The organism is Vibrio sp. T13N, assembly GCF_032970445.1.
Classification (GTDB): domain Bacteria; phylum Pseudomonadota; class Gammaproteobacteria; order Enterobacterales; family Vibrionaceae; genus Vibrio; species Vibrio diabolicus.
Genome location: NZ_JAWJYE010000001.1, coordinates 88,290 through 109,394, shown reverse-complemented (window position 1 = coordinate 109,394; position 21,105 = coordinate 88,290). Strand labels below are relative to the sequence as shown.

Sequence of the window (21,105 nt, the reverse complement as noted above, 5' to 3'; positions counted from 1 at the left end):
AGTTCGTATTACTTATTTTAGGCGGGTTAGAATTAATAAAAGGTAGCGCAACAAGCCGCTACCTTTTTTATCACTCTCTTTTCTAGTTTTCTTCTGTTTTATGAACCTCAACACGGTTTCTACCGGTTTCTTTGGCTTTGTAAAGGGCTAAGTCGGCGCGTTTTACGAGTGGTTCAAACGAGTCATCCAAGCTACAGACTTGAGTTACACCAATACTAGCGGTAAAGCTCATATCACGACCTGAGTGTTGAATCGTCGTAGTTTCTAGCGCATTGCGAATCGTTTCTAATGTGTTTAGGGCTTCTTGCGATGACCGGCTTCTTAGTACGATGGCAAACTCTTCACCGCCAACTCTGGCAAGTAAGTCACAGTCAAGTAGATGGCTTTGAATGGTGTTGACTGCATGGATCAGCGATTTATCGCCAGCGTCATGACCAAACCGATCATTAAGGCTCTTAAAGTTGTCTAAATCTAGAATAGCAACATGGAAGTCAATGCCTTGGGTGCGGTATTCATTCAGGCGGCTTTCGATTTGTCGCATGAATTCTCTGCGGTTTGGAATGCCAGTCAGGTCATCCGTTGTGGCAAGATGCTCCATTTTCATAATTTGTATATGAAGAGCAATGTTTAAAGCAATCCAGTTAGCGATGCACTGAAGCTGTGCCGCTTGTTCGTTTGTATAAGTGTGCGTTTGATGATGTGCAACATTAAGCGTGCCCAAACAGACTTTACCGTGCATTAAAGGCGCATCCATACACGTCCCCATGCCATTGGATGCCAGCATCACACAATCGACCTCATCAGATTGAGTGACATCGTCACAGATCATCAGTTGTTGTTTTTTGAACACTCGGCCAACAAAAGCTCGGTGAATAGGTACCAAGAATTCAGCCGGAATCGCTTTATTACCAGAGAAAGAGTAGACCTTTAGATGATCATCATTTTCATAAAGCGTGATACTCGCGCGGTCGGAATTGAATATACGATTTATCCATTCTGCGACCGTATCAAGCACCTGCTGCAATGTTTCCGATTGAGCTAAAAAGTGAACAAACCCTATCGGCATACAGATCGGACTTTCCATATTCTGCATCGATAAGTCATCAGGGTTAAAAGTTCTTTCAAGTCTCAATAGACATCTCCTTGCGATGTTGCAAATACCAACAATAAGTTACACGAAGCTATTTTCAAGAAAAATGCGTTTCTACGTAAGATTATGGTTTATTTATCGCCATCTATGTGTGTTCAATTGCTTAATGTGGGCGTTAACTCACGCCTAAATGAATAAATGTTATACCTATTTATAAGTAAGTCATTACTCAATAAGGGGTGTTTTTGAGGTAGAACCAAAGAATAGGAAAGCCCTTCAGGGAAGAGAAGGGCAAAGAGGGTGAACTTAGGAAAGTAAATACGTAAGCAGTGAATTAATTATCTTTGTATTTCTGTAAAATCAACTGACTGATTTGCGCGATGAGCTGGTCTCTGGCTTGCAGTGATAGCTCGGTTTCTGTGACATAGATACTAATGTAAACAGGACGATGGTTTTCCTTCCATATGATTGCGTTAATACCGCGCGAACCGTGACCACCCGCACCAGAGCGGTCGGCGATAGACCAACCTGTTGGTAATACTGAACGCATTAACGAGTCTGAAACCTTGTTGTCCTGCATCCAGATTTTTAATTGCACGCGAGACTCGTAAGACAACGTTTCTCCTTCAATCAAGGTTCGCAGAGTGTTTACCATGGCGTTAGGTGTGGTTGTGTCGCGGTTGTCTCCCGGTGTCGCTTCGTTCAAACGTGGTTCTAATCTATCTAGGCGCGTCGCTTTATCACCAATTGATCGCAAAAACATTGTCACGGCCTTAGGACCGCCGATTTCATTCAATACTAAGTTGGCAGCAGTATTATCACTCATCAACATCGCGGCTTCACAAGCGTGTTCTACGCGTGTGTTTTGGCCTGCGAGTTTGTCCATCACTGGAGACCACACAACGATGCTGCGCTCATCGACTTTCGCGGTCGCATTTTTACTTAGCTTACCGCTGTCCATATCACTTAGCATTGTGGCGCAAGCCAAGGTTTTGAATGTGCTCATGAGTGGGAAGCGTTCATCGCCGCGGTAATCCCAGCGCTCATCGGTTTGCGTATCCCAAACCGAGACCCCAATTCTGCTTGAGGTTTGTTGTTCGATGAGAGAAATGTCTTCATTCAGTTGGGAAGCGTAACTTAGGGTTGAGCAAACCATTAGCCCAGCCAACAAAAATAACTTTTTCATGCGTCGTGTTCTTCATTTTGGTTTTGGTTCGCACTGTGGCGATGTTACGCAAACTATAACGAGCGAATACTCTAACCACTGTTAAATCCATGTCGATTTTTTGTAGGATTCTGCGCAATACCTCCAAGTTTGTTATTGACCTTAAGTATATTGTGGGTTTACTCAACTTTACGAATATTGACGTTGCATTACGCTAGAAAAACTAAACTAGAGTTGTCGTCAATTTGAGAGTGATGTTCATGAAAACTGTACGAAATTTTGTATGGATGATAGTTGCCGCCGTGTCTGTGTTGTGGTGGATGAGTGAACCGCAACTGCTGTCCTCGACCCAATTCTTCCAATGGCGCTCCGCGCTTATTCAATATTCTGGTGTTTTGTCGTTAGCTTTGATGTCTATTGCGATGGTGCTGGCGCTGCGCTTACCTGTGATAGAGCAATGGGTTCATGGCATGGACAAGGCATATCGAGTACACAAGTGGTTAGGTATAGCAGGCGTCAGTTTGGGTGTGATCCATTGGCTTATGTATAAAGTTCCAAAGTGGCTCGTTGCTGCTGGTTGGTTGGAAAAACCACTAAAACACACTGGAGCAGGGCCATCGGGCAATAACTTCGTTGGTTTTGAGTTATGGGTTAAAGAACTGCGTGATGTAGGCTTGGATTTAGGTGAGTGGGGCTTTTATTTGCTATTGGCATTGCTGGCAGTGTCACTCTGGACTGTTGTTAAATACAAACCGTTTAAGTTGTCCCATCGTTTAATGGCGGTGGTGTATCTGATGGTTGCTGTTCACTCCGTTTTGCTGATCAAGCATGCATACTGGGGCGATCCCATTCATTTTGTCGCTTTAGGTTTTGCATTGATGGGCTCTGCGGCTGCCACTTACAGCTTGTTCGGTTTTGTCGGGCGAGCGAACCGCTATCCAGCCAAAGTGGTGTCGACTCGCTACTTCCCTCAAGCGCGCGTGATGGAGCTGGTTTTGGCGCCAAGCAATAACGGTCAAGGAAAACCTTGGCAGCACAAAGCAGGACAGTTTGCTTACGTTCGTTTTGGTAATGAAGATCCACATCCGTTTACGATTGTTTCAGGTGAGCACGATCCAGAGGTCCGTTTTTTGATCAAAGAGCTAGGCGATTTCACGACCAATTTGTACCAGCGCGTGAAAGCGGGCGATGAGGTTGTTGTTGAAGGGCCGTATGGACGTTTAGAGTTTGATGTCAACAAGCCGCAAGTTTGGATTGCTGGTGGTGTCGGGATAGCGTCGTTCTTTGCCATCTTATCTTCACTGAAAGCGTTAAAAATACATCCGCCAGTGCATTTGTTTTATTGCACACGTGGCTTAGATAGTCATTTAGTGGATGAACTGTGGAATGCCGCGCATCAGGCACAAGTGAAACTAAACGTGATAGATACTGCGGTTTCACCTCGACTTAATGTTGAACGAATTGCGAAGGAATGCGGCGACTTATCGCGTTATGAGTTTTATTTCTGTGGACCGGAGGTATTCTCTCGAACCCTGAAAAAAGAGTTAGAGGTATATCGTTTTGATACAGAACACCACTATCATGAAGAGCTGTTTGTGATGCGATAATCTAGTATTTGGATCGAAATAAAAAGGAGCTGAATCAGCTCCTTTTGTATTTACATTTAACGTCTATGAACCGTATGAATGCGTAAATCCGGTTTCACTACAGTTCCACTTTTTTGACCATGCCGGCTTCTGCATGTCCGGGGATATTACACGCGAACTCTACATTTTTATCGCCATGGAAGTGCCACAGGAGTTGTTTCGCTTTGCCTGGTTCAACAGTGACAGCATTGCCGGAGTCATGCATGTGATCGCCAGACATGGTTTTCATCATTTCACGGTGTTTAAGCTGTTCTTCTGCTGAGCCAATGGTAAATTCGTGATTGATTTTGCCTGTATTCATTACCACAAATTGAACCACATCATCCGGTTCTATTGTCACGTCTTTTTTGAATGTAATTTTCATATCATCCGTTAAGAGTACATGAACGACTTTGTCTGGTTTTGCGCCATTTGCAGGCATACCAACCGCTGACATGCCTGGCATGCCGCTCATACCAGAATGATCCATTTTACCGTGGTCCATTTTTCCATGATCCATCGGCATTTTATCCATGTTCATGGAACCGTGTTCCATTTGACCATGCTCCATATTTTCGTGGTTCATGTTTGAGTTATCCATTTGAGCAAATACGCCACCCGATACCATGGTTAGAGCAAGAGTGATAAGAGTCTTTTTCATGTTGATTTCCTTTACTATCAATGAGCTATCTCGCCATTATTTTCTGAATAATGGCGCTCGTTGTTATTTATCTTGGTGTTGAGTTGATTTCACTTCACGCTGTTTCCACAGCTTGAAGATGGCAGGTAACACAAGCAGCGTTAACAGCAGGGCAGAGGCCATGCCACCAATCATCGGTGCAGCGATGCGTTGCATCACTTCAGAGCCGGTTCCCTCACCGTACATGATTGGAATAAGACCAATGATTACCGTTAATACGGTCATCATGACAGGCCGCACACGCAAGCCAGCGCCTTCTCGAATTGCGTCTGTAAGATCCCGCGCTTGAAGCGGTCGTTGTTTCTCTTCTGCATCCAGTTTTCGTTGGTGCCACGCTTGGTTGAGATACACCAGCATGATGACGCCTATCTCCACCGCAACGCCGGCGAGGGCGATAAACCCAACCCCCACGGCAATAGAGAAGTTGTAGTTCAGATAATGCATCAGCCATAAGCCACCAACCATTGCTAAAGGCAGCGTCAGCATGATGATCAGCACCTCACCCACACGGCGGAAGCTGAAGTAAAGCAGCATCATGATGATCGCAATAGTGATTGGTACTACGACACTTAAGCGGTCTTTGGCGCGTTCCATGTATTCGTACTGACCTGACCAAGCCAGCGAGTAACCCGCAGGTAATTCAAGTTGATCTGCTACTACTTGTTGTGCTTCCACGACGTATGAGCCTAGGTCACGACCTTCGATATCCACGAAAACCCAACCGTTTGGACGCGCGTTTTCGGTTTTGATCATCGGTGGACCATCTTCATAACGAATATCTGCCACGTCTGCGAGTGCGATGCGTGCGCCGTTGGGGGTTACCAGTGGTAGGTTTTGCAGTTTAACAACCGAGTCACGGTAATCTTGCGGATAGCGGACGTTGATAGGGTAGCGCTCTAGCCCTTCAATGGTTTCTCCAACATTCATACCCCCAACAGCGGTTGAGATGACTTGCTGAACGTCTTTGATGCTTAAGCCATATCTCGCAGCAGCGCGGCGTTTAATGTCGATTGTTACGTAACGGCCACCGGCTACACGCTCGGCATATACAGATGAGGTGCCGTGAACGCTATTAAGAATAGGTTCCAGCTGAGCACCAATTTTTTCGATCTCTTTCAGGTCTGGGCCTGCAATCTTGATCCCAATTGGCGTTTTAATACCGGTCGCTAGCATGTCGATACGCGTTTTGATTGGCATTACCCAAGCGTTGGTGAGTCCCGGAAACTGAATCAGTTCATCGAACTCTTTGCGTAACGACTCTGTCGTCACGCCTTCACGCCATTGATCGTGAGGTTTTAGCTGAATAACAGTTTCAATCATAGTGAGTGGCGCAGGGTCGGTAGCCGTTTCTGCACGGCCAATCTTGCCCCAAACCGTTTTGACTTCCGGTACGGTTTTGATCAGTTTGTTAGTTTGCTGAACTAGTTCACGTGCTTTACCAATCGAGATTCCCGGATACGTAGTCGGCATGTACATCAAGTCGCCTTCATCCAATGGTGGGATGAACTCGCTACCCAGTTGACTGGTTGGATAGTAAGCTGACGCCATTAGGCCTAAAGCGATAACGATCATACTCTTAGGATACTTGAGGCTGGTATTCAGCAACGGGCGATACAGCGCAATTAAGCCTCTATTTACTGGATTCTTATGCTCTGGTAATACGTTGCCACGGATGAAATAACCCATGAGCACAGGTACGAGGGTAATTGCCAAACCTGCCGCTGCGGCCATTGCATAAGTTTTAGTAAAGGCGAGAGGGGAGAACATCTTGCCCTCTTGACCTTCCAGTGCAAATACTGGCACAAAGCTTAACGTGATGATAAGCAGTGAGAAGAACAGGGGCGCGCCCACTTCTTCAGCGGCTTTGCCAATCACTTGCCAGCGGTTCTTATCCGTGAGAGGCGTTCGTTCAATATGCTTGTGGACGTTTTCTATCATTACGATGGCACCATCCACCATTGCACCGATGGCGATGGCAATCCCCCCGAGCGACATGATGTTGGCATTAATGCCTTGAGAATGCATGACGATAAACGCGGATAAAATACCGACGGGCAAACTCAGCGCTATAACCAAAGATGAACGGATGTGAAATAGGAAGAGGGCACAAACAATCGCCACGACAATGAATTCTTCCGCCAATTTCTTCCACAAGTTTTCTACGGCAGCGTTAATCAGCGTGGAGCGATCGTAAGTAGGCACGATTTCTACACCATCCGGTAAGCTGCGCTGTAAATCTTCCAGTTTGTCTTTAACTTTGCTGATGACTTCACTCGCGTTTTCGCCGAATCGCATGACAATTACTCCACCAACCGCTTCACCTTCGCCGTTAAGCTCAGAGATGCCGCGACGCATTTGCGGACCTAAGTTGATGTCGGCAATGTCGCCCAGTAAGAGCGGTGTACCTTTCTCTGTCACTTTGAGCGGAAGTAATTCAATATCCTCAATACTCGTTAGGTAACCTGTAGTGCGAACCATGTGTTCCGCTTCTGCTACTTCAACAACAGAGGCGCCCGTTTCCTGATTGCCGTTTTGGATCGCCATGTTCACTTGTTGCAGTGTCAGGTTGTAAGCACGCAGCTTCGCCGGATCAATCTGGACTTGATACTGCTTCACCATACCGCCTACGGTTGCGACTTCAGAGACGCCATCGACGGTTTGCAGCTCATATTTCAAGAACCAGTCTTGCATACTGCGTAGATCAGCAAGATCATGGTTGCCAGTTTTATCTTGCAGTACATAGCTGTAGACCCAGCCCACACCCGTCGCATCTGGTCCTAATGTCGGTTTTGCACTCGGTGGTAATTTAGGTGCTACTTGGCTTAGGTACTCTAAAACACGCGAACGTGCCCAATACATGTCGGTATCATCGTTAAAAATGATATAAACATATGAGTCACCAAAGAATGAATAACCACGAACGGTTTCTGCACCCGGTACGGCGAGCATCGCGGTGGTTAGCGGATAAGTGACTTGATCTTCAACTACTTGAGGTGCTTGGCCTGGGTAGCTTGTTTTGATGATCACTTGAACATCAGAAAGATCCGGAATGGCGTCTACAGGTGTATTCTTTACACTGTAAAGTCCGGTTAAAACAAGCGCTAGGGTTGCGATCAAAACCATGAAACGGTTTTTGATCGACCAGCGGATTATTGCTCCAATCATAGTTAGCCCTCAACCGCTTCAAGTTGCTTCAATACGTAGTCAGCTCCTTGTTTTTCAACTAGAAATCGGACTTTCTGACCTTCTTTGAATCCGGATAGATCCACTTCATCACCTACAGAGAAGTTCATCTCTCCTGCCTCCCAGTTCCATTCTGCAACTGGGAGGTGGTTGAGAGTTATCATCCCAAAATCCGCCATCAACATGCTGATATCTCCGGTAATCCATACGTCAGTCACGACAACGCTGTCATCGGCTTTGTAGTCAACGACTTCATATTGACCGGACTCTGTTTTCTGAATTTCAAACTCGATAGCTTGGCCTTTTTGCAGAGTGCTCAAATCAACGTCATCTGCGAGGGTAAAGTTCATGACCATACCCGGCCAATCCCACTCTGCTACGGGCTGATGATTAATGGTCAACATACGGTGATCTTTCATCACATCGGTGATTTCACCCTTAGCCCAAACTGTTTCTGCTTTGGCTTCAGTAGGTGATGAAATACGGGATAGATCAGCCGTTTGGCTCGATTCCGAATCCAACATAAAGTGTGCAGAGGTTACGATGCGATCATCTTGAGACAGACCTTGTAGCACCTCGATTTTGTCGTCGGCTTCACGCCCAACTTTGATGCGCGTTGAGCGGTATTTACCATCGCCTTCAGACAACACGACTCGGGTCATACCGCCGGATCGAATAACGGAAGACTTAGGAATCGTCATAACTGCGTTATCAGTGACTGGTTGAAGGGCAATGTTGGCAAACATATTAGGTTTAAGATCGCCATTCGGGTTAGGGAACTTGAGGCGTACACGCAAGGTACGAGTTTTAGGATCCAGAATAGGGTATACGTAGTCGACAACCCCTTTCCATTCATTGCCTGGAATAGCATCAAGCGTCATAGTGGCGCTACTTCCTGCTTTCATCCAGTGAGCTTGGCGCTCAAATACTTCGGCATCCACCCATACGTTTTCAAGTGGGCCCGCGCTGATTACCGCTTGAGCAGGGGATAGGTAACCACCTTCACGAACGTTCAAACTCGCGATGACGCCATCTTCCGGAGCTTTAATTTCAATAGTTTGCGATGCTTTCCCGCGTTGAGTGATGGCTCTGATTTGAGAACGATCAACACCCAGTGTCACTAAACGTTCTGTCGCGCCTTTCACCAGGCCATTACGCCCAGTTCGGTAGGCGTTCAGCAGCTCTTCTTGTGCTTTGACTAGCTCAGGCGAGTACAGCGTGAACAGCACATCGCCTTTTTTGACCTTTTCACCCACGGCATTGATGTAAAGCTTTTCAACCCAGCCGGCCACGCGAACGTTGGTTTGCCACAAATGACTTTCGTCAAACGCGATATAGCCGACAGTTTCAATCCGAGGTGAAAGTTGCTCTAAAGAGACTTGAGCAGTTTTTACACCTAAGTTGTTTTCAACTGATGGGTCAATTTTTACCGTGCCGGGTTTGTCTTGTTCACCCGCGAGATCTTCAGCGTACACTGGGATCAAGTCCATGCCCATTGGCGATTTGCCCGGTTTGTCGCGCTTATAATTTGGATCCATTGGAGCAACCCAATAGAGTGGCTCGTTTGAGCTGCTTGCAGCGTTAGCGCCTGAGCCACTCATGTCGTGGTTTGCACCAGATAGGTACTGATTAACGCCAAACCCTAGTGCCCCGCCAACAAGCAGAGCGATGGTTGCTATCTTGATTGAATTTGAACTCATTCCTAATTCCTTATTTTCCCCATGAGGCATGACAGCGATGTTGATTGCTTATTGGTGTGCATTCGCCATCGTCCCCAAACTTGGGTTCTCTCATGTTTTTGTTTTAGTTCGCGCTTGCTTCAGGCGTGATGTTGGGTGTGGATACTTGATATTCGAAACCACCCAATAAAGCCGCTAAGTTGCTGTTTACGATGTTTAAATCGGTAATAAGACGTTGCTGTTCGAGCTTTAGCGCCAGCTCGTCTGTGCTTGCCATGATCACATCGTTAAACTGTGCGGTGTTGTTTTGATAACCCCTCTCTACCGCGTGAATACGAGCTTGAACTTGGGGAAGTAAGGTGGATTGATAACGCTCTAAACGCTGACTCAAGTTGGCGCGATCAACCAGCAATGTGTTGACCTTCGCGTTCATCTGAGTCAGTAACGTATCTTTTTGTGAGCGAGCAGCACCCACTTGATACTGAGCGGCGGCTAAGTTGCGGTCTTGGCGATTGCCAGTGAACAGGGGAATGTCCATTGTTAGATACGCGCTCACCAAATCCGATGCAGGTTCGCCTTTCATATTGTTGGCTTGACGATAGGCGTACATCACTTCCACACCGAATTGAGGCGTGTAAGCTTGCTCTGCAATGTCCACTTGAGTTTCATTGGCAGAAATACTTACGTCTGCCATTTTCACCATCGGGTGCTCACTCAACTGTTGGTAGTGCTTGGTCGTTTCGTTATTTGCAGACAACTTTTGGTTTAATGACGCCCAAGTCAGTGTGTTGCTGGCTTGAAGTGTTGAGCGTCCGTTTTGGGTATAGGTATTGAGCCAGTCCGAGCCCAACCATTCTGAGAGTTGCGAGACCAAACGGCGCTGCATTTGTGCGTTGGCTTGCAGCTTTTCATCCAACTTACTCACTTGAAGCTGTGCATTCAGTAAATCTTGCGCTTCGCTTTTGCCGATTGAGTAATTGGTTTGAATGAAGTTTTCCATTTCCGTCATGAGCCGACGGTTTTCTAGCAAAATTTGCTCTGCTTTCTGCTGATAGCCCAGCTCCAACCAAAGCTGAGTCATGCTGTTTGCCACTTCAAGCTCCCGTGCGTGAACTTGCAACGACAAACCATCGGCTTGTTGATTGGCTTTCTTTTGTTGAAGGTCGAGCGTCGAGCCTCGTTCGAACTGTTGCATCAAACCGACGGAGATATTGGTCATCGGATCCTCGTCAAATTTGAAGCTATCGACAGGCAAACCACCAAAACCGACTTTCAATTTCGGGTCCATCAAGGTTGCGCTGGCTACGCCTGTTTCACGCATTGCTTCCGATTGAGCATAGAACTGCTTACGGTTGCCATCGTTACTCAACGCAACGCTAATGAGGTTTGCTAGCTCATTGGTTGACTGAGCTTGGATTGATTGAGCTTGCGCTTCTTGTTGTGCTTTCGTATTGGCTGGCGATTGTGCCACCACATTGAAAGCAGGTAGGGCAACCAGAGCCAGTGAGCATACTGGTGCCACTAAGCGATTTGGGTTGAATTCCATAATTTACATCCAAATTGATACCAAGCTCTTTTGCGTTTCGGATCGATTGAACCGAGCGGGAGAGCGTTGGTATTTGCCAAACGGATGACGCACTTTTTTATCGCTAAATAGCAGGTAACAAATGGAGTTACGAGCGAATAGCTGAGGTAAGTACGCTATCAGTTGGGCGCAAAGAAACTGCCTGCAAAGCGATGCAGGGTCGAATGCTTTGTATGGATTAAACTATCGGAGGCCGATACAAATCATGGGTGACTTGTACCACTGGTGCGGTAATTTCTGAGGCAATGGATGCGCGACAAGCCAATGGGGAGAGCTGGCTGTCAGTGACTGGTAATGGGACAAAAACGAATGAGCAAGATGCTGTGCAGCAATTGTGGATCATACCGGAGCCATCAACACAGCTCATGGTAATCTCTGCAGAGTCGGAGCTCAACGATGAGGCCATCTCCATGCTCATACTCGGGGAGCCGCAGTGATCGTTCTCGCTTGCCATTTCCGTCATGTGAGCAGACATCATGGCATCACTCGACATCATTTTTAGGCTCATTAAAGGCGCACTATTTACCACGCTAGATACCAGCAGTATCAGCGTTGTACATAACGTTAGCCAAATTGTATGCAATGATTTCAGACGCATACGGTTTCCAGTCAAAATGAGCTTATATATCGAGTAACCACTAAATAATAAAGGTTACCCTAGGGGTAAAGTCAAGGATTATACCGACCCCACTTCGAGATAATGAGTTCTACATCTTAAAGTCAATTGGACATATTAATCGCTAAGAAATATCTCGCTAGTGAGTTTTTTGTCACACGAACTTTCCATGGTAGGGTTTATCCTTATAGAATGTAAGGTTTAGTGTGCCTGCTTCGGGGGTTATATGATAGAAATTGTCATCGATGGAAAATATAGAATTGTAGAAGAGGGGCTAACCCTTCTGGAAGCAGCCAAAGTGTGCGGGGTCGAAATCCCTTCACTGTGCGGAATGAACAAAAGTAACGAGAAAATTCCGTGTGATTTGTGTGTGGTCGAAGTGGAAAGTGGCGGAACTAAGCGCGCCTGTGATCTCAAAGTGTACCGCGGTCTCAATGTCGTCACACAATCAGAACAACTTAGTGAGCACCGCAGAAAAGCGCTCAACCGAATCATGACGGACCACTACGCCGACTGTGAAGCTCCATGCAAAACGGCGTGTCCTGCTGGGGTAGACATCCAATCTTATCTCTACCATATCTCGCAAAACGATCATCAAAAAGCGATTGAAGTTATTAAACGCACACTACCAATGCCGTTATCGATTGGGCGTGTGTGTCCGGCATTCTGCGAAAGTGAGTGTCGCCGTTCTTTGGTGGATGAGCCGATTGCCATTCGCCAACTCAAACGCCATGCCGCAGACGCAGATTTAGCGGCGCATGAAGCGTATGTCCCAGAGAAAAAACCAGCGAAGCATCGCAAGATCGCCGTTGTTGGTAGTGGCCCCGGTGGCTTAACGGCAGGTTATTACTTGTCGAATGAAGGTTATGACGTCACCGTATTTGAGTCCATGCCAAAAGCAGGCGGTTGGCTACGCTACGGCATTCCTGAATATCGCCTACCCAAAGACATTCTAGACAAAGAAATCGAACTGATGTGCCGCAACGGCATGCAAGTTGAAACCAACAAAAAGCTTGGGGTTGATTTCACGCTGTCGCAATTGAGTGAAGACTACGATGCTGTCTGTTTGGCTGTGGGGGCGTCTCAAGCGGTAGAAATGAATTATCCTGGTAGCGAGTTGGACGGTTGCTACCTCGGTGTTGATTACCTGAAAGATTACGTTACAGAGCAAAACTACGTTACGGGCAAAAAAGTTGCCGTGATTGGTGGTGGTAACACTGCGATCGACTGTGCGCGTACGGCGCGTCGTGCGGGTGCCGATACCACTTTGATCTATCGTCGAACTCGCGACGAAATGCCGGCCGAGGACTACGAAATCGTCGAAGCTGAACATGAGGGCGTGAAGTTCCATTTCTTAACGAATCCGGCGGAAAACATTGCGGATGAAAACGGCCGCGTGAAGGCAATTCGATTAGAACGAATGGCGTTAGGTGAGCCAGATGCGTCTGGTCGTCGTAGCCCGAAACCAACGGGTGAGTTCTTTACTGAAGCATTTGATACCGTGATTGCAGCTGTATCGCAAAAGCCAGATCTCAGCTTCTTAGAAAACGATGAGCTGTCCATTCCTCTAACGCGTTGGAACACATCTGAGTCCGACTCGCAAACCATGCACACGGGTACGGGCAATATCTTCAGTATCGGTGATTTTCGTCGTGGTCCTGCAACAGCGGTTGAAGCAGTGGGAGATGGGCGAGTTGCGGCAAAAGCGATTGATCTGTTCCTCGATGGCGATATGGCGGACATGCCGAAACCAGCGTTCAACTCTCGTAAAGAGAAAAAACTGGCGCAGGTTGACCCACTTCATTTCGAAAATATCCAAAAAGTTGCTCGTTCAATCATGCCGGAATTGACGCCAGCACAGCGTGAGCAGAGTTTTGCTGAAGTGGAACTGGGCTTTGATAACGAAGAGGCCATGAAAGAAGCGGCGCGCTGCTTAGAGTGTGGTTGCCAAGCGAATACCGACTGTGCCTTGCGAGATTACTCAACGGAATATCATGCCGAGCAACATTTCGATGTTTCCGTGGACGTTTCCTTTGCTAACGTGATTGGTCATCAAGATTGGCTCGATTTACGTGCGAAAGATCTTCGTCATAAATACGAAGTAGACCGCAGTTCTGAGTTCATTGAATTTGATGCTAACCGCTGCATCAGTTGTGGTCAGTGTATTCAAGCATGCCGTGAGCAAGCGGTACATGGTGTGTTGAGTTTTGTGTCGGATAAAAATGGCCGACCAGCTTTACGACCAGATGATCGTCCACGATTCCGCTCCGATGAAAAAGGCGCAAGTTGCAGCGGTTTGACGCTCATGGGCGATTCAAAATGCGTGCAATGTGGGGCGTGTGTTCAGGCGTGTCCAACGGGCGCGATGGTGGACAGCCGTGATCGTTCTCAAGGTAGAACCGAACAGCTAAAAGCCGTCGACACCATTTGTACCTACTGCGGTGTGGGTTGTAAGTTGACCATGTTTGTCGATGAGCAACAAAACAAAATCCGCTATGTAAAAGGTGCGGATTCGCCAGTTAACCAAGGTATGCTGTGCGTGAAAGGCCGTTTCGGTTTTGATTTCATTAGCAGCGAAGAGCGTTTAACGACACCACTGATTCGTAAAGATGGTTGGTTGCAGCCAGCAAGTTGGGACGAAGCGATTCAGCTAGTGGCTTCGAAGCTTTCGACGATCAAGCAAGATTTTGGTAGCAACGCACTGGCCGGATTCTCTTCAGCGAAAACCACTAACGAAGATAACTACGCGTTTCAAAAATTCATCCGTCGTGAACTCGGGACGAACAACGTTGATCACTGCGCACGTTTGTGTCACGCATCGAGTGTGACTGGGCTTGAGGCATCGCTGGGTAGTGGTGCGATGACCAACGACATTCCAAGCATTAAGCATTCCGATGTGATCTTTATTATCGGTTCTGACACCACATCTGCGCACCCGATCATCGCTTCGCACATCAAACAGGCGATTCGTCATCACGGGGCACGCTTGATTGTGGCAGACCCGAAACGAGTGGACATGGCCGAACATGCAGAGCTGTACTTAGCGCATCGACCGGGCACGGATGTTATGTTGCTCAACGGCGTGATGCAGCAAATCATCAAAAATGGTTGGTATGATCAAGAATACATCGAAGAGCGCGTCGACGGCTTTGATACCTTGCTTCAAGAGGTGATGTCGCCAGCGTACAACCTCGACAAAGTTGAGTTAGTTACGGGCGTAAAAGCGGACGATATTTTCGCGATGGCGCGAATGATTGGTACGGCAAAACGCACGGCGGTGTATTACTCAATGGGTATTACCCAGCATACAACAGGGCACGACAACGTTCGTTCGATTGCAAACCTGCAATTGTTGTGTGGCAACATCGGTATTGAGGGGGGGGGTATTAACCCACTGCGCGGTCAATCAAACGTACAAGGTGCGTGTGATATGGGCGCATTGCCGAACTGTTATCCGGGATACCAAAAAGTGTATAACCCGATTGTTCGTCAGAAATTCGCGATTGAGTGGGATGCGCCGAACTTACCTTCTGAGCAAGGGCTTACCCTAACGGAAATCATCGATGCGGCGTGCAAACGAGAAGTTCGCGGGATGTATATCATGGGCGAAAACCCAGTACTGAGCGATCCAAACCAAGCACACGTGATTGAAGGGTTGGAAGCACTCGACTTCTTGGTCGTGCAAGACATCTTCCTCACCGAGACGGCGCAGTACGCCGATGTGGTATTGCCTTCTTGTTCATTTGCGGAAAAATCCGGTCACTTCACCAATACTGAGCGACGCGTGCAGCGCGTTAATGCGGCAGTGAAAGCGCCGGGTGAGGCGAAAGAAGATTGGTGGATCATTCAAGCGATCGCAAACGCGATGGGTAGCGATTGGCATTACCAGTGCGTTTCTGAAATCACTAGCGAGATCGCGCGTGTAACGCCGCAATATGCAGGGTTGCGCTGGGACGCGATCACGCCGAACGGTGTTCAATGGCCAAGTAACAAGAACAATCCAAACGGTACTCGTATTATGCACCAAACCCAATTTACCCGAGGGAAAGGGCAAATGGTGGGCGTGCCGTTCCGCTATGCAGCTGAGTTGCCTGATGAAGAGTATCCTTTGGTGCTTACAACAGGGCGTGTGCTAGAACAGTTCCACACCGGTACGATGACACGCAAAACGAAAGGGTTGGATAACCTTGCTGGGCCAAGAGCGATGATCAGTGTTGAAGATGCCGAAGCAATTGGTATCCATAATGGTCAGCGCCTAAAAGTGTCGACCCGTCGTGGCAGCATCGATATTGATGCGTTTGTTACCAAGCGAATGCAAAAAGGCGTCGTGTTTATCCCGTTTCATTTCGTTGAATCGCCGGTCAACCGCTTGACGACTACGGAAACGGACCCGCATGCGAAAATTCCTGAATTCAAAGTCGCAGCGGTGAAGATTGAAATCAGTGAAACGGCTGCTCAACCAGAGCCTGTCGAGGAAGCGGTACACCACGTCTAACATCAACGCTTCACGCACTGGCGAGTTGAGAAATTGCATTTAAGCTTATGATATGTAATAGCGAAACGAGCAGTGCGTGTGCCGAGCGTTTTTAAGTGGATCATATTGCTTCTACCCGCTCTTATTTGGCTGGCGGTCAGGCAAATTGAACATATTTGGTGGGCGGAGAATCTTACCTCGATCCCCGCCCTCATTGTGTTCACTTACGTTGCTTTAGCCTCGGCGTTTTTCATCACTCGTCGATGGTTGCAAAGTGCATTTTCTGCCTTTGTCGCTATTTTGTTTGTCTCGTTACTTGTTCCGTCGCAGCGCAGCCATGTGGCGTCTTGCTCGCACTCGTTGAGCGTCATTCAATTCAATCTTTTTTACGAAAACTCGGACATCAATCAGTTCATCAACTATCTGTTGAGGCATCCTGCTGATTTGGTGGTGATGCAAGAGCTGACGCCGCGTGTTGGCAGCCTTTTGCACATGTTGGATGATGTCTATCCGCATTATTATGGTGGCCAACGTGACGTGGGGTATCCATCAAATTTGATGATTCTTAGCCGACACCCCATCACGGAGGTTTCGGTTTATCGTGCGCCAAATGGACAAGAAGTCATCAGAGCGGTTTGGTTGCCTAAAGGTCAAGCACAGATCACTTTGTTTGCGGCTCATCCACCGTCACCAAGAACCAGCGAGCTTTGGCATCAAAGAAATGCGCTGGTGCGAACCATAGAAATGCTGACCGCGCTTTATCCCGAGCCAGAGGTGTTGGTTGTGGGGGATTTCAATCTCTCCTCGGTTAGCCCTCGTTTTGCTACGCTGTTCCCGAGTTTTCAAACCGCGCCAGTGACGAGCTGGCCAACTAACATCAAAGGCATCAACGTGCCAGAGCCGATGATGATAGGCATTGATCATTTGTGGCTAAAATCTGAGCAAGGACAGCGAATCATCTGCTCTCGTGAATCCTCTGCTTTACCACAAGGCTCAGATCACCGCATGGTGACAACCCAGATCGGTGTGCATATTCCATAGTTAAAGCCCTTAGAATTTGTTGTGTTGCATAAGTTAAACCTGTGCTGAGCTTGTCATAGAATTGACTCTCTCTGACTGTTCTCTGTTATTTGAGCAAGTTCCATGACCTAAACTTTGCTTGCTTCCTATACTGAACTAACGAAGCAGGATTTTTATAACAACAAGAGGCAGCTTGCATGACAAGAACAACCTCATTTGCACTCGTTTTATTACTGATGTGCGCATACTTTGGTTACAACCGTTATTACGTGTATCCGCAGCAGTTGGAAACACAGGCCAAATCCATGTTGATACAAATGGCAAATCGCGAAGAGTGGATGGATGTGTTTGAGATGATGAATCGCGTAGAGGCGCACAAAGGGCATTTAGAACTCGTGGCCGATGTTACGTCTTCTGATGGCAAACGTGCTTACAGTGAAGGCTTTATTACCTATACCGATCGTGAAGGTGTCGTCTGTAAACAGGTGGTGTTTAACTTTAAAATCAACTCTTTGAAAAACTACAGTATTTCAGACTTACGAGACTGCTCGTACGGCGAATATTATTAAGGTGAGTTGCTTAGTTAAGTCCGGTAAAACTAAATTTGAATATCCAAACAAAAATAGCCTCATTGTCGAGGCTATTTTTGTTTCTGCGAAAGAGAAAAATTGGCAAGTTTAATCGAGCGATTTCTTAAACCTCAGTGACGCAACGACCAATCCAAATACGGTAAACCCGAGCAACCAAAGGGTATCTCGCCATAAGTCCATCAGATCCGCTCCTCGCAACACTATGCCTCGAATTATGCGCATAAAGTGAGTGGCGGGCAGGGCTTCTGAAATCCACTGTGCTGCGACTGGCATGCCCTCGTAAGGGAACATAAATCCAGACAGCAGAATTGAAGGCAGAAGAATGAACACCGTCATTTGCATGGCTTGAAGCTGAGTTGTGGCGATGGTGGATATGACCAACCCTAAAGTTAAGCTGGCGGCGATAAACAACAAGGTTCCAAACAGAATTTGGCTGATTGCACCGTTAATCGGCACGCCGAAAATCCAATGTCCCAACCCTAGAATGATGAAAACCTGAATTAAGCCGACAAAGATATACGGCACGATTTTCGCCACCATTAGCTCTATCGAGTGGATGGGCGTGGTGATCAATAGCTCCAAATTTCCCCGTTCACGTTCTCGTACAATCGCGGCACTGGTGAACAAAATCATCGTCATGGTGAGAATCACACCGAGTAAGCCGGGTACGATGTTGACCGCAGAACGCCGACTTGGGTTGTAGTAGAGTGCGACTTCGAATGTTTTGCTTGGCGCTGGGCGAATCTCGAAATCAAAATCGGTCAATGGCATGGTTTGCAACGACAATATTGCCGAGCTGATCATGGTATCTGACCCATCCACAATCCACTGCCCAAGTTCTCGACCTTGCATCATGCGTTGTGTGAGATCGCTTGGCAAAATCAGCACGGCGCGCACAATACCATCTTGAATCGCTTGTTCGGCCTCTTGCGCGGTGGCATAGGTTTCTTTGATATCCACCACTTGAGTGACTTTTACTGACTGGGTAATGATCCGCCCGGCGGTGCTGCCACTTTGGTCGACAACACCTACCGGAATGTTGCGAATGTCCGTATTGATTGCGAAGCCGAACAGCAAAAGCTGGATAAGCGGGATCATCACCACCATGCCAAACGTGATTCGGTCACGGGAAAGTTGGCGAATCTCTTTGATCATGACGGCTTTCATGCGAGCGATAGGTTTCATCATTGGCGGCCTTTCCCTGTCACGCTGACAAAAACATCTTCTAAGCTTGGGCGAGCGTAGTTCATTTCAGCGTTTTGAAGTTCGGGAAACGTCTGCTTTAACCATTCAATCGGCTGCTCGACATGCTGGTGGATAAGGATGCGTAAACGAATCCCCAACTGCGCCGCAGAGCGAACTTCGTCACGTTGAATCAGCTTTTCTTTGAGTTCACGAAGTTTGTCGGTTTTCACCTCAATGATATTAACGCCCATCTGTTCCATTAACTGTTCTGGCTCGCCATCGGCACGAATTTCGCCCGACTCCATGATCGCCAGACGGTGGCAGCGTTCTGCTTCGTCCATGTAATGCGTGGTGACCAAAATCGTCGTACCTTGATCGCACAAGTCGAACAACTGCTCCCAAAAATCGCGTCGATTTTCGGGATCAACGGCGGATGTTGGCTCATCTAAAAACAGCAGTTCGGGTTTGTGCATGGTCGCCGCGGCGAGTGAAAGGCGCTGCTTTTGTCCGCCACTCATGCCGCTTACGCGCTGTTTGCGCAATTGATCCAACCCGTAAGTGGTGAGCTGCTCTTCTATCCGCTCTTTCAGCGACTTGCTGCTTAAACCAAAAATTTGCCCAATAAATTCGAGGTTTTCTTGAACGGATAGGTCGTCGTACAACGAGAACTTTTGTGTCATGTAGCCAATTTTGAGCCGCAGTTGTTCGGATTGTTTTGGGATTTCTAATCCAAGCACATCCACACTGCCTTCGCTTGGGCTGAGAAGGCCGGTGAGCACACGAATTGTGGTCGACTTACCACAACCATTTGGCCCCAAAAATCCGTAAATGCTGCCTTTGGGCACGTTGAGTGTGATGTTATTGATAGCAGTAAAGTCGCCGAACTTTTTGACCACATTTTGAGCTTGAATTGCATACTCGGTCATTGGCTTATTCCACCAAATCTACTTGGGCAGGCACACCTGACGGCAACGTTTTTGCAGACTCAGGTAAATCAACTTCTGCTAGATACATCAACCGTGAACGTTCTTCTTCGGTTAGTGCGAAGTAGGGCGTGAATGAAGGCTCACTAGCCACCCAACGAACGGTGCCTTGTAATGGATTCTCAAGGCCATCGACATTCACCGTCACGGTTTTTCCAGGAATAAACCCGATTCGATAATCGGCAGGAACATACACTCGCGCATACGGCACGCGGTTGGCTTGAATCACGGCAACCACACCGTTCACTGGTACGCGTTCGCCAAGATTGTAAGGCAAATTATCGAGCGTACCGTCACGCGTAGCCGTGATGGTGAGTTCTGCCAGTTTTTGCTCTTGCAACGCTACTTCGGCTTTTGCCGCCATTAAAGCGGCTTTAGCTTGTTCGATGTCTTCGAGGCGAGAACCTGCGGTGAGCTTACTGAACTCTTCTTTTGCTGAGTCTAATTCGGCTCTCGCCGAGTCCCTTGCCGCAAGAGCGGAATCTTTTTCGGATTGGCTGATGAGCTTTTTACGCACCAGTTCTGCTTTGCGTTGATAGTTTTTCTGCGCTTCGGTGAGCTGCGCTTCCGCTCGGGCTACGCGAGCCGATGCAGCAGCAATGTCTTCTGGGCGTTCACCATTGGTCAATTTAAGCAAATACGCTCCCGCTTTGGCTTGCTCGGCAACGGCGTGTGCAAGAACTGCTTGTTGATTCTTAGTATCGAGCTGAACCAACACTTCCCCTTCACTGACCAAGCTGCCTTCTTTGACTGGAAGGGCTCTAATTATCTCATTAGATGTGGCAGTAAACGTTACACGGTCACGCTCTAGGGTGCCAAGCGCTTGGTGCGTGTTATCTTTTGAACAGGCGCTTAAAAGGGCAATAACCAATGTGCCAAAAATGATTCGCTTCATAGTGCGGTGCTTCCTTTGAAGAAGTAATGCATGAATAGATAACTTGCGAACGGGAGCGTGTTGATTGAGTCCGCTAACCCGTCGCTAACCGCCATCCATAACGATTTCTTTTTAGAGCTTAGCATTTTATCTACAAGCGATTCTTTTTAAATAGAGAGGCTTAGCGTTGGAACAAGCTTGTCGCGAGGTGGAATGAAAAAACCTTGAACGAGGTCAGGTTTTCCTGATAAGTAAAGTTAAATGCCCAGCGATAAACACTAGGATAGTTGAGGCTGCAAGTTGTCACTTGATTCTGAATTAGAAATCACTTCACAT

General features: G+C 47.5%; 14 protein-coding genes. 4 read left to right on the top strand and 10 right to left on the bottom strand.

From position 1 onward, the window contains the following. Positions 1 to 82: 82 nt before the first annotated feature. Both R2S67_RS00510 and blaCARB read right to left on the bottom strand, forming a co-directional pair. Positions 83 to 1,132, bottom strand: a complete 1,050-nt coding sequence (locus R2S67_RS00510; RefSeq protein WP_048625291.1) for a sensor domain-containing diguanylate cyclase — start codon at positions 1,130 to 1,132, stop codon at positions 83 to 85. Positions 1,133 to 1,424: 292 nt separating this feature from the next. Next, positions 1,425 to 2,276, bottom strand: a complete 852-nt coding sequence (gene blaCARB, locus R2S67_RS00505) for a CARB family carbenicillin-hydrolyzing class A beta-lactamase (protein ID WP_053809595.1) — start codon at positions 2,274 to 2,276, stop codon at positions 1,425 to 1,427. Between the two features lie 239 nt (positions 2,277 to 2,515). Between blaCARB and R2S67_RS00500 the strand changes: the two genes are divergently transcribed. Further along, the gene (locus R2S67_RS00500; protein ID WP_317341720.1) at positions 2,516 to 3,862 is read left to right on the top strand and encodes a ferric reductase-like transmembrane domain-containing protein; all 1,347 of its coding nucleotides are present in this window, start codon (positions 2,516 to 2,518) and stop codon (positions 3,860 to 3,862) included. Positions 3,863 to 3,959: 97 nt separating this feature from the next. Here the strand turns inward: R2S67_RS00500 and copI are convergent, their stop codons facing one another. From copI to R2S67_RS00475, 5 genes are all read right to left on the bottom strand, one after another. Further along, positions 3,960 to 4,541, bottom strand: a complete 582-nt coding sequence (gene copI / locus R2S67_RS00495) for a copper-resistant cuproprotein CopI (RefSeq protein ID WP_253644341.1) — start codon at positions 4,539 to 4,541, stop codon at positions 3,960 to 3,962. A 63-nt stretch (positions 4,542 to 4,604) separates the two neighbouring features. Then, positions 4,605 to 7,745, bottom strand: a complete 3,141-nt coding sequence (locus tag R2S67_RS00490) for an efflux RND transporter permease subunit (RefSeq protein WP_317341719.1) — start codon at positions 7,743 to 7,745, stop codon at positions 4,605 to 4,607. Positions 7,746 to 7,747: 2 nt separating this feature from the next. Continuing rightward, positions 7,748 to 9,463, bottom strand: coding sequence for an efflux RND transporter periplasmic adaptor subunit (locus R2S67_RS00485; RefSeq protein ID WP_317341717.1), 1,716 nt, complete (start codon positions 9,461 to 9,463; stop codon positions 7,748 to 7,750). A gap of 103 nt (positions 9,464 to 9,566) precedes the next feature. Beyond that, the gene (locus tag R2S67_RS00480) at positions 9,567 to 10,988 is read right to left on the bottom strand and encodes a TolC family protein (RefSeq protein ID WP_168187777.1); all 1,422 of its coding nucleotides are present in this window, start codon (positions 10,986 to 10,988) and stop codon (positions 9,567 to 9,569) included. Between the two features lie 217 nt (positions 10,989 to 11,205). Then, positions 11,206 to 11,625: a hypothetical protein gene (locus tag R2S67_RS00475; RefSeq protein ID WP_005391253.1), complete on the bottom strand. Its 420-nt coding sequence runs from the start codon at positions 11,623 to 11,625 to the stop codon at positions 11,206 to 11,208. A gap of 244 nt (positions 11,626 to 11,869) precedes the next feature. Between R2S67_RS00475 and fdhF the strand changes: the two genes are divergently transcribed. The 3 genes from fdhF (at position 11,870) to R2S67_RS00460 (ending at position 17,706) form a co-directional block, all read left to right on the top strand. Continuing rightward, positions 11,870 to 16,138 carry a formate dehydrogenase subunit alpha gene (gene fdhF / locus R2S67_RS00470; protein ID WP_317341715.1) on the top strand — a complete coding sequence of 1,423 codons (4,269 nt, stop codon included), beginning with the start codon at positions 11,870 to 11,872 and terminating at the stop codon, positions 16,136 to 16,138. Positions 16,139 to 16,210: 72 nt separating this feature from the next. After that, a complete protein-coding gene (locus tag R2S67_RS00465; RefSeq protein WP_375222749.1) occupies positions 16,211 to 17,158 on the top strand; it encodes an endonuclease/exonuclease/phosphatase family protein in 948 nt (315 codons plus the stop codon). A 176-nt stretch (positions 17,159 to 17,334) separates the two neighbouring features. Next, positions 17,335 to 17,706 (top strand): hypothetical protein, encoded by a 372-nt coding sequence (locus R2S67_RS00460; RefSeq protein ID WP_005391248.1) that lies wholly within the window; start codon positions 17,335 to 17,337, stop codon positions 17,704 to 17,706. Positions 17,707 to 17,814: 108 nt separating this feature from the next. Here R2S67_RS00460 and R2S67_RS00455 read toward each other — a convergent pair whose 3' ends face one another. From R2S67_RS00455 to R2S67_RS00445, 3 genes are read right to left on the bottom strand one after another with little or no spacing between them, the layout of a single operon-like run. Next, positions 17,815 to 18,912, bottom strand: coding sequence for an ABC transporter permease (locus R2S67_RS00455; RefSeq protein ID WP_162472215.1), 1,098 nt, complete (start codon positions 18,910 to 18,912; stop codon positions 17,815 to 17,817). After that, positions 18,912 to 19,838, bottom strand: a complete 927-nt coding sequence (locus tag R2S67_RS00450; protein WP_268979056.1) for an ABC transporter ATP-binding protein — start codon at positions 19,836 to 19,838, stop codon at positions 18,912 to 18,914. The genes R2S67_RS00455 and R2S67_RS00450 overlap by 1 nt, the downstream gene beginning before the upstream one ends. 4 nt (positions 19,839 to 19,842) lie before the next feature. Beyond that, positions 19,843 to 20,790, bottom strand: a complete 948-nt coding sequence (locus R2S67_RS00445; protein WP_025503691.1) for an HlyD family secretion protein — start codon at positions 20,788 to 20,790, stop codon at positions 19,843 to 19,845. Between the last annotated feature and the right edge of the window lie 315 nt (positions 20,791 to 21,105).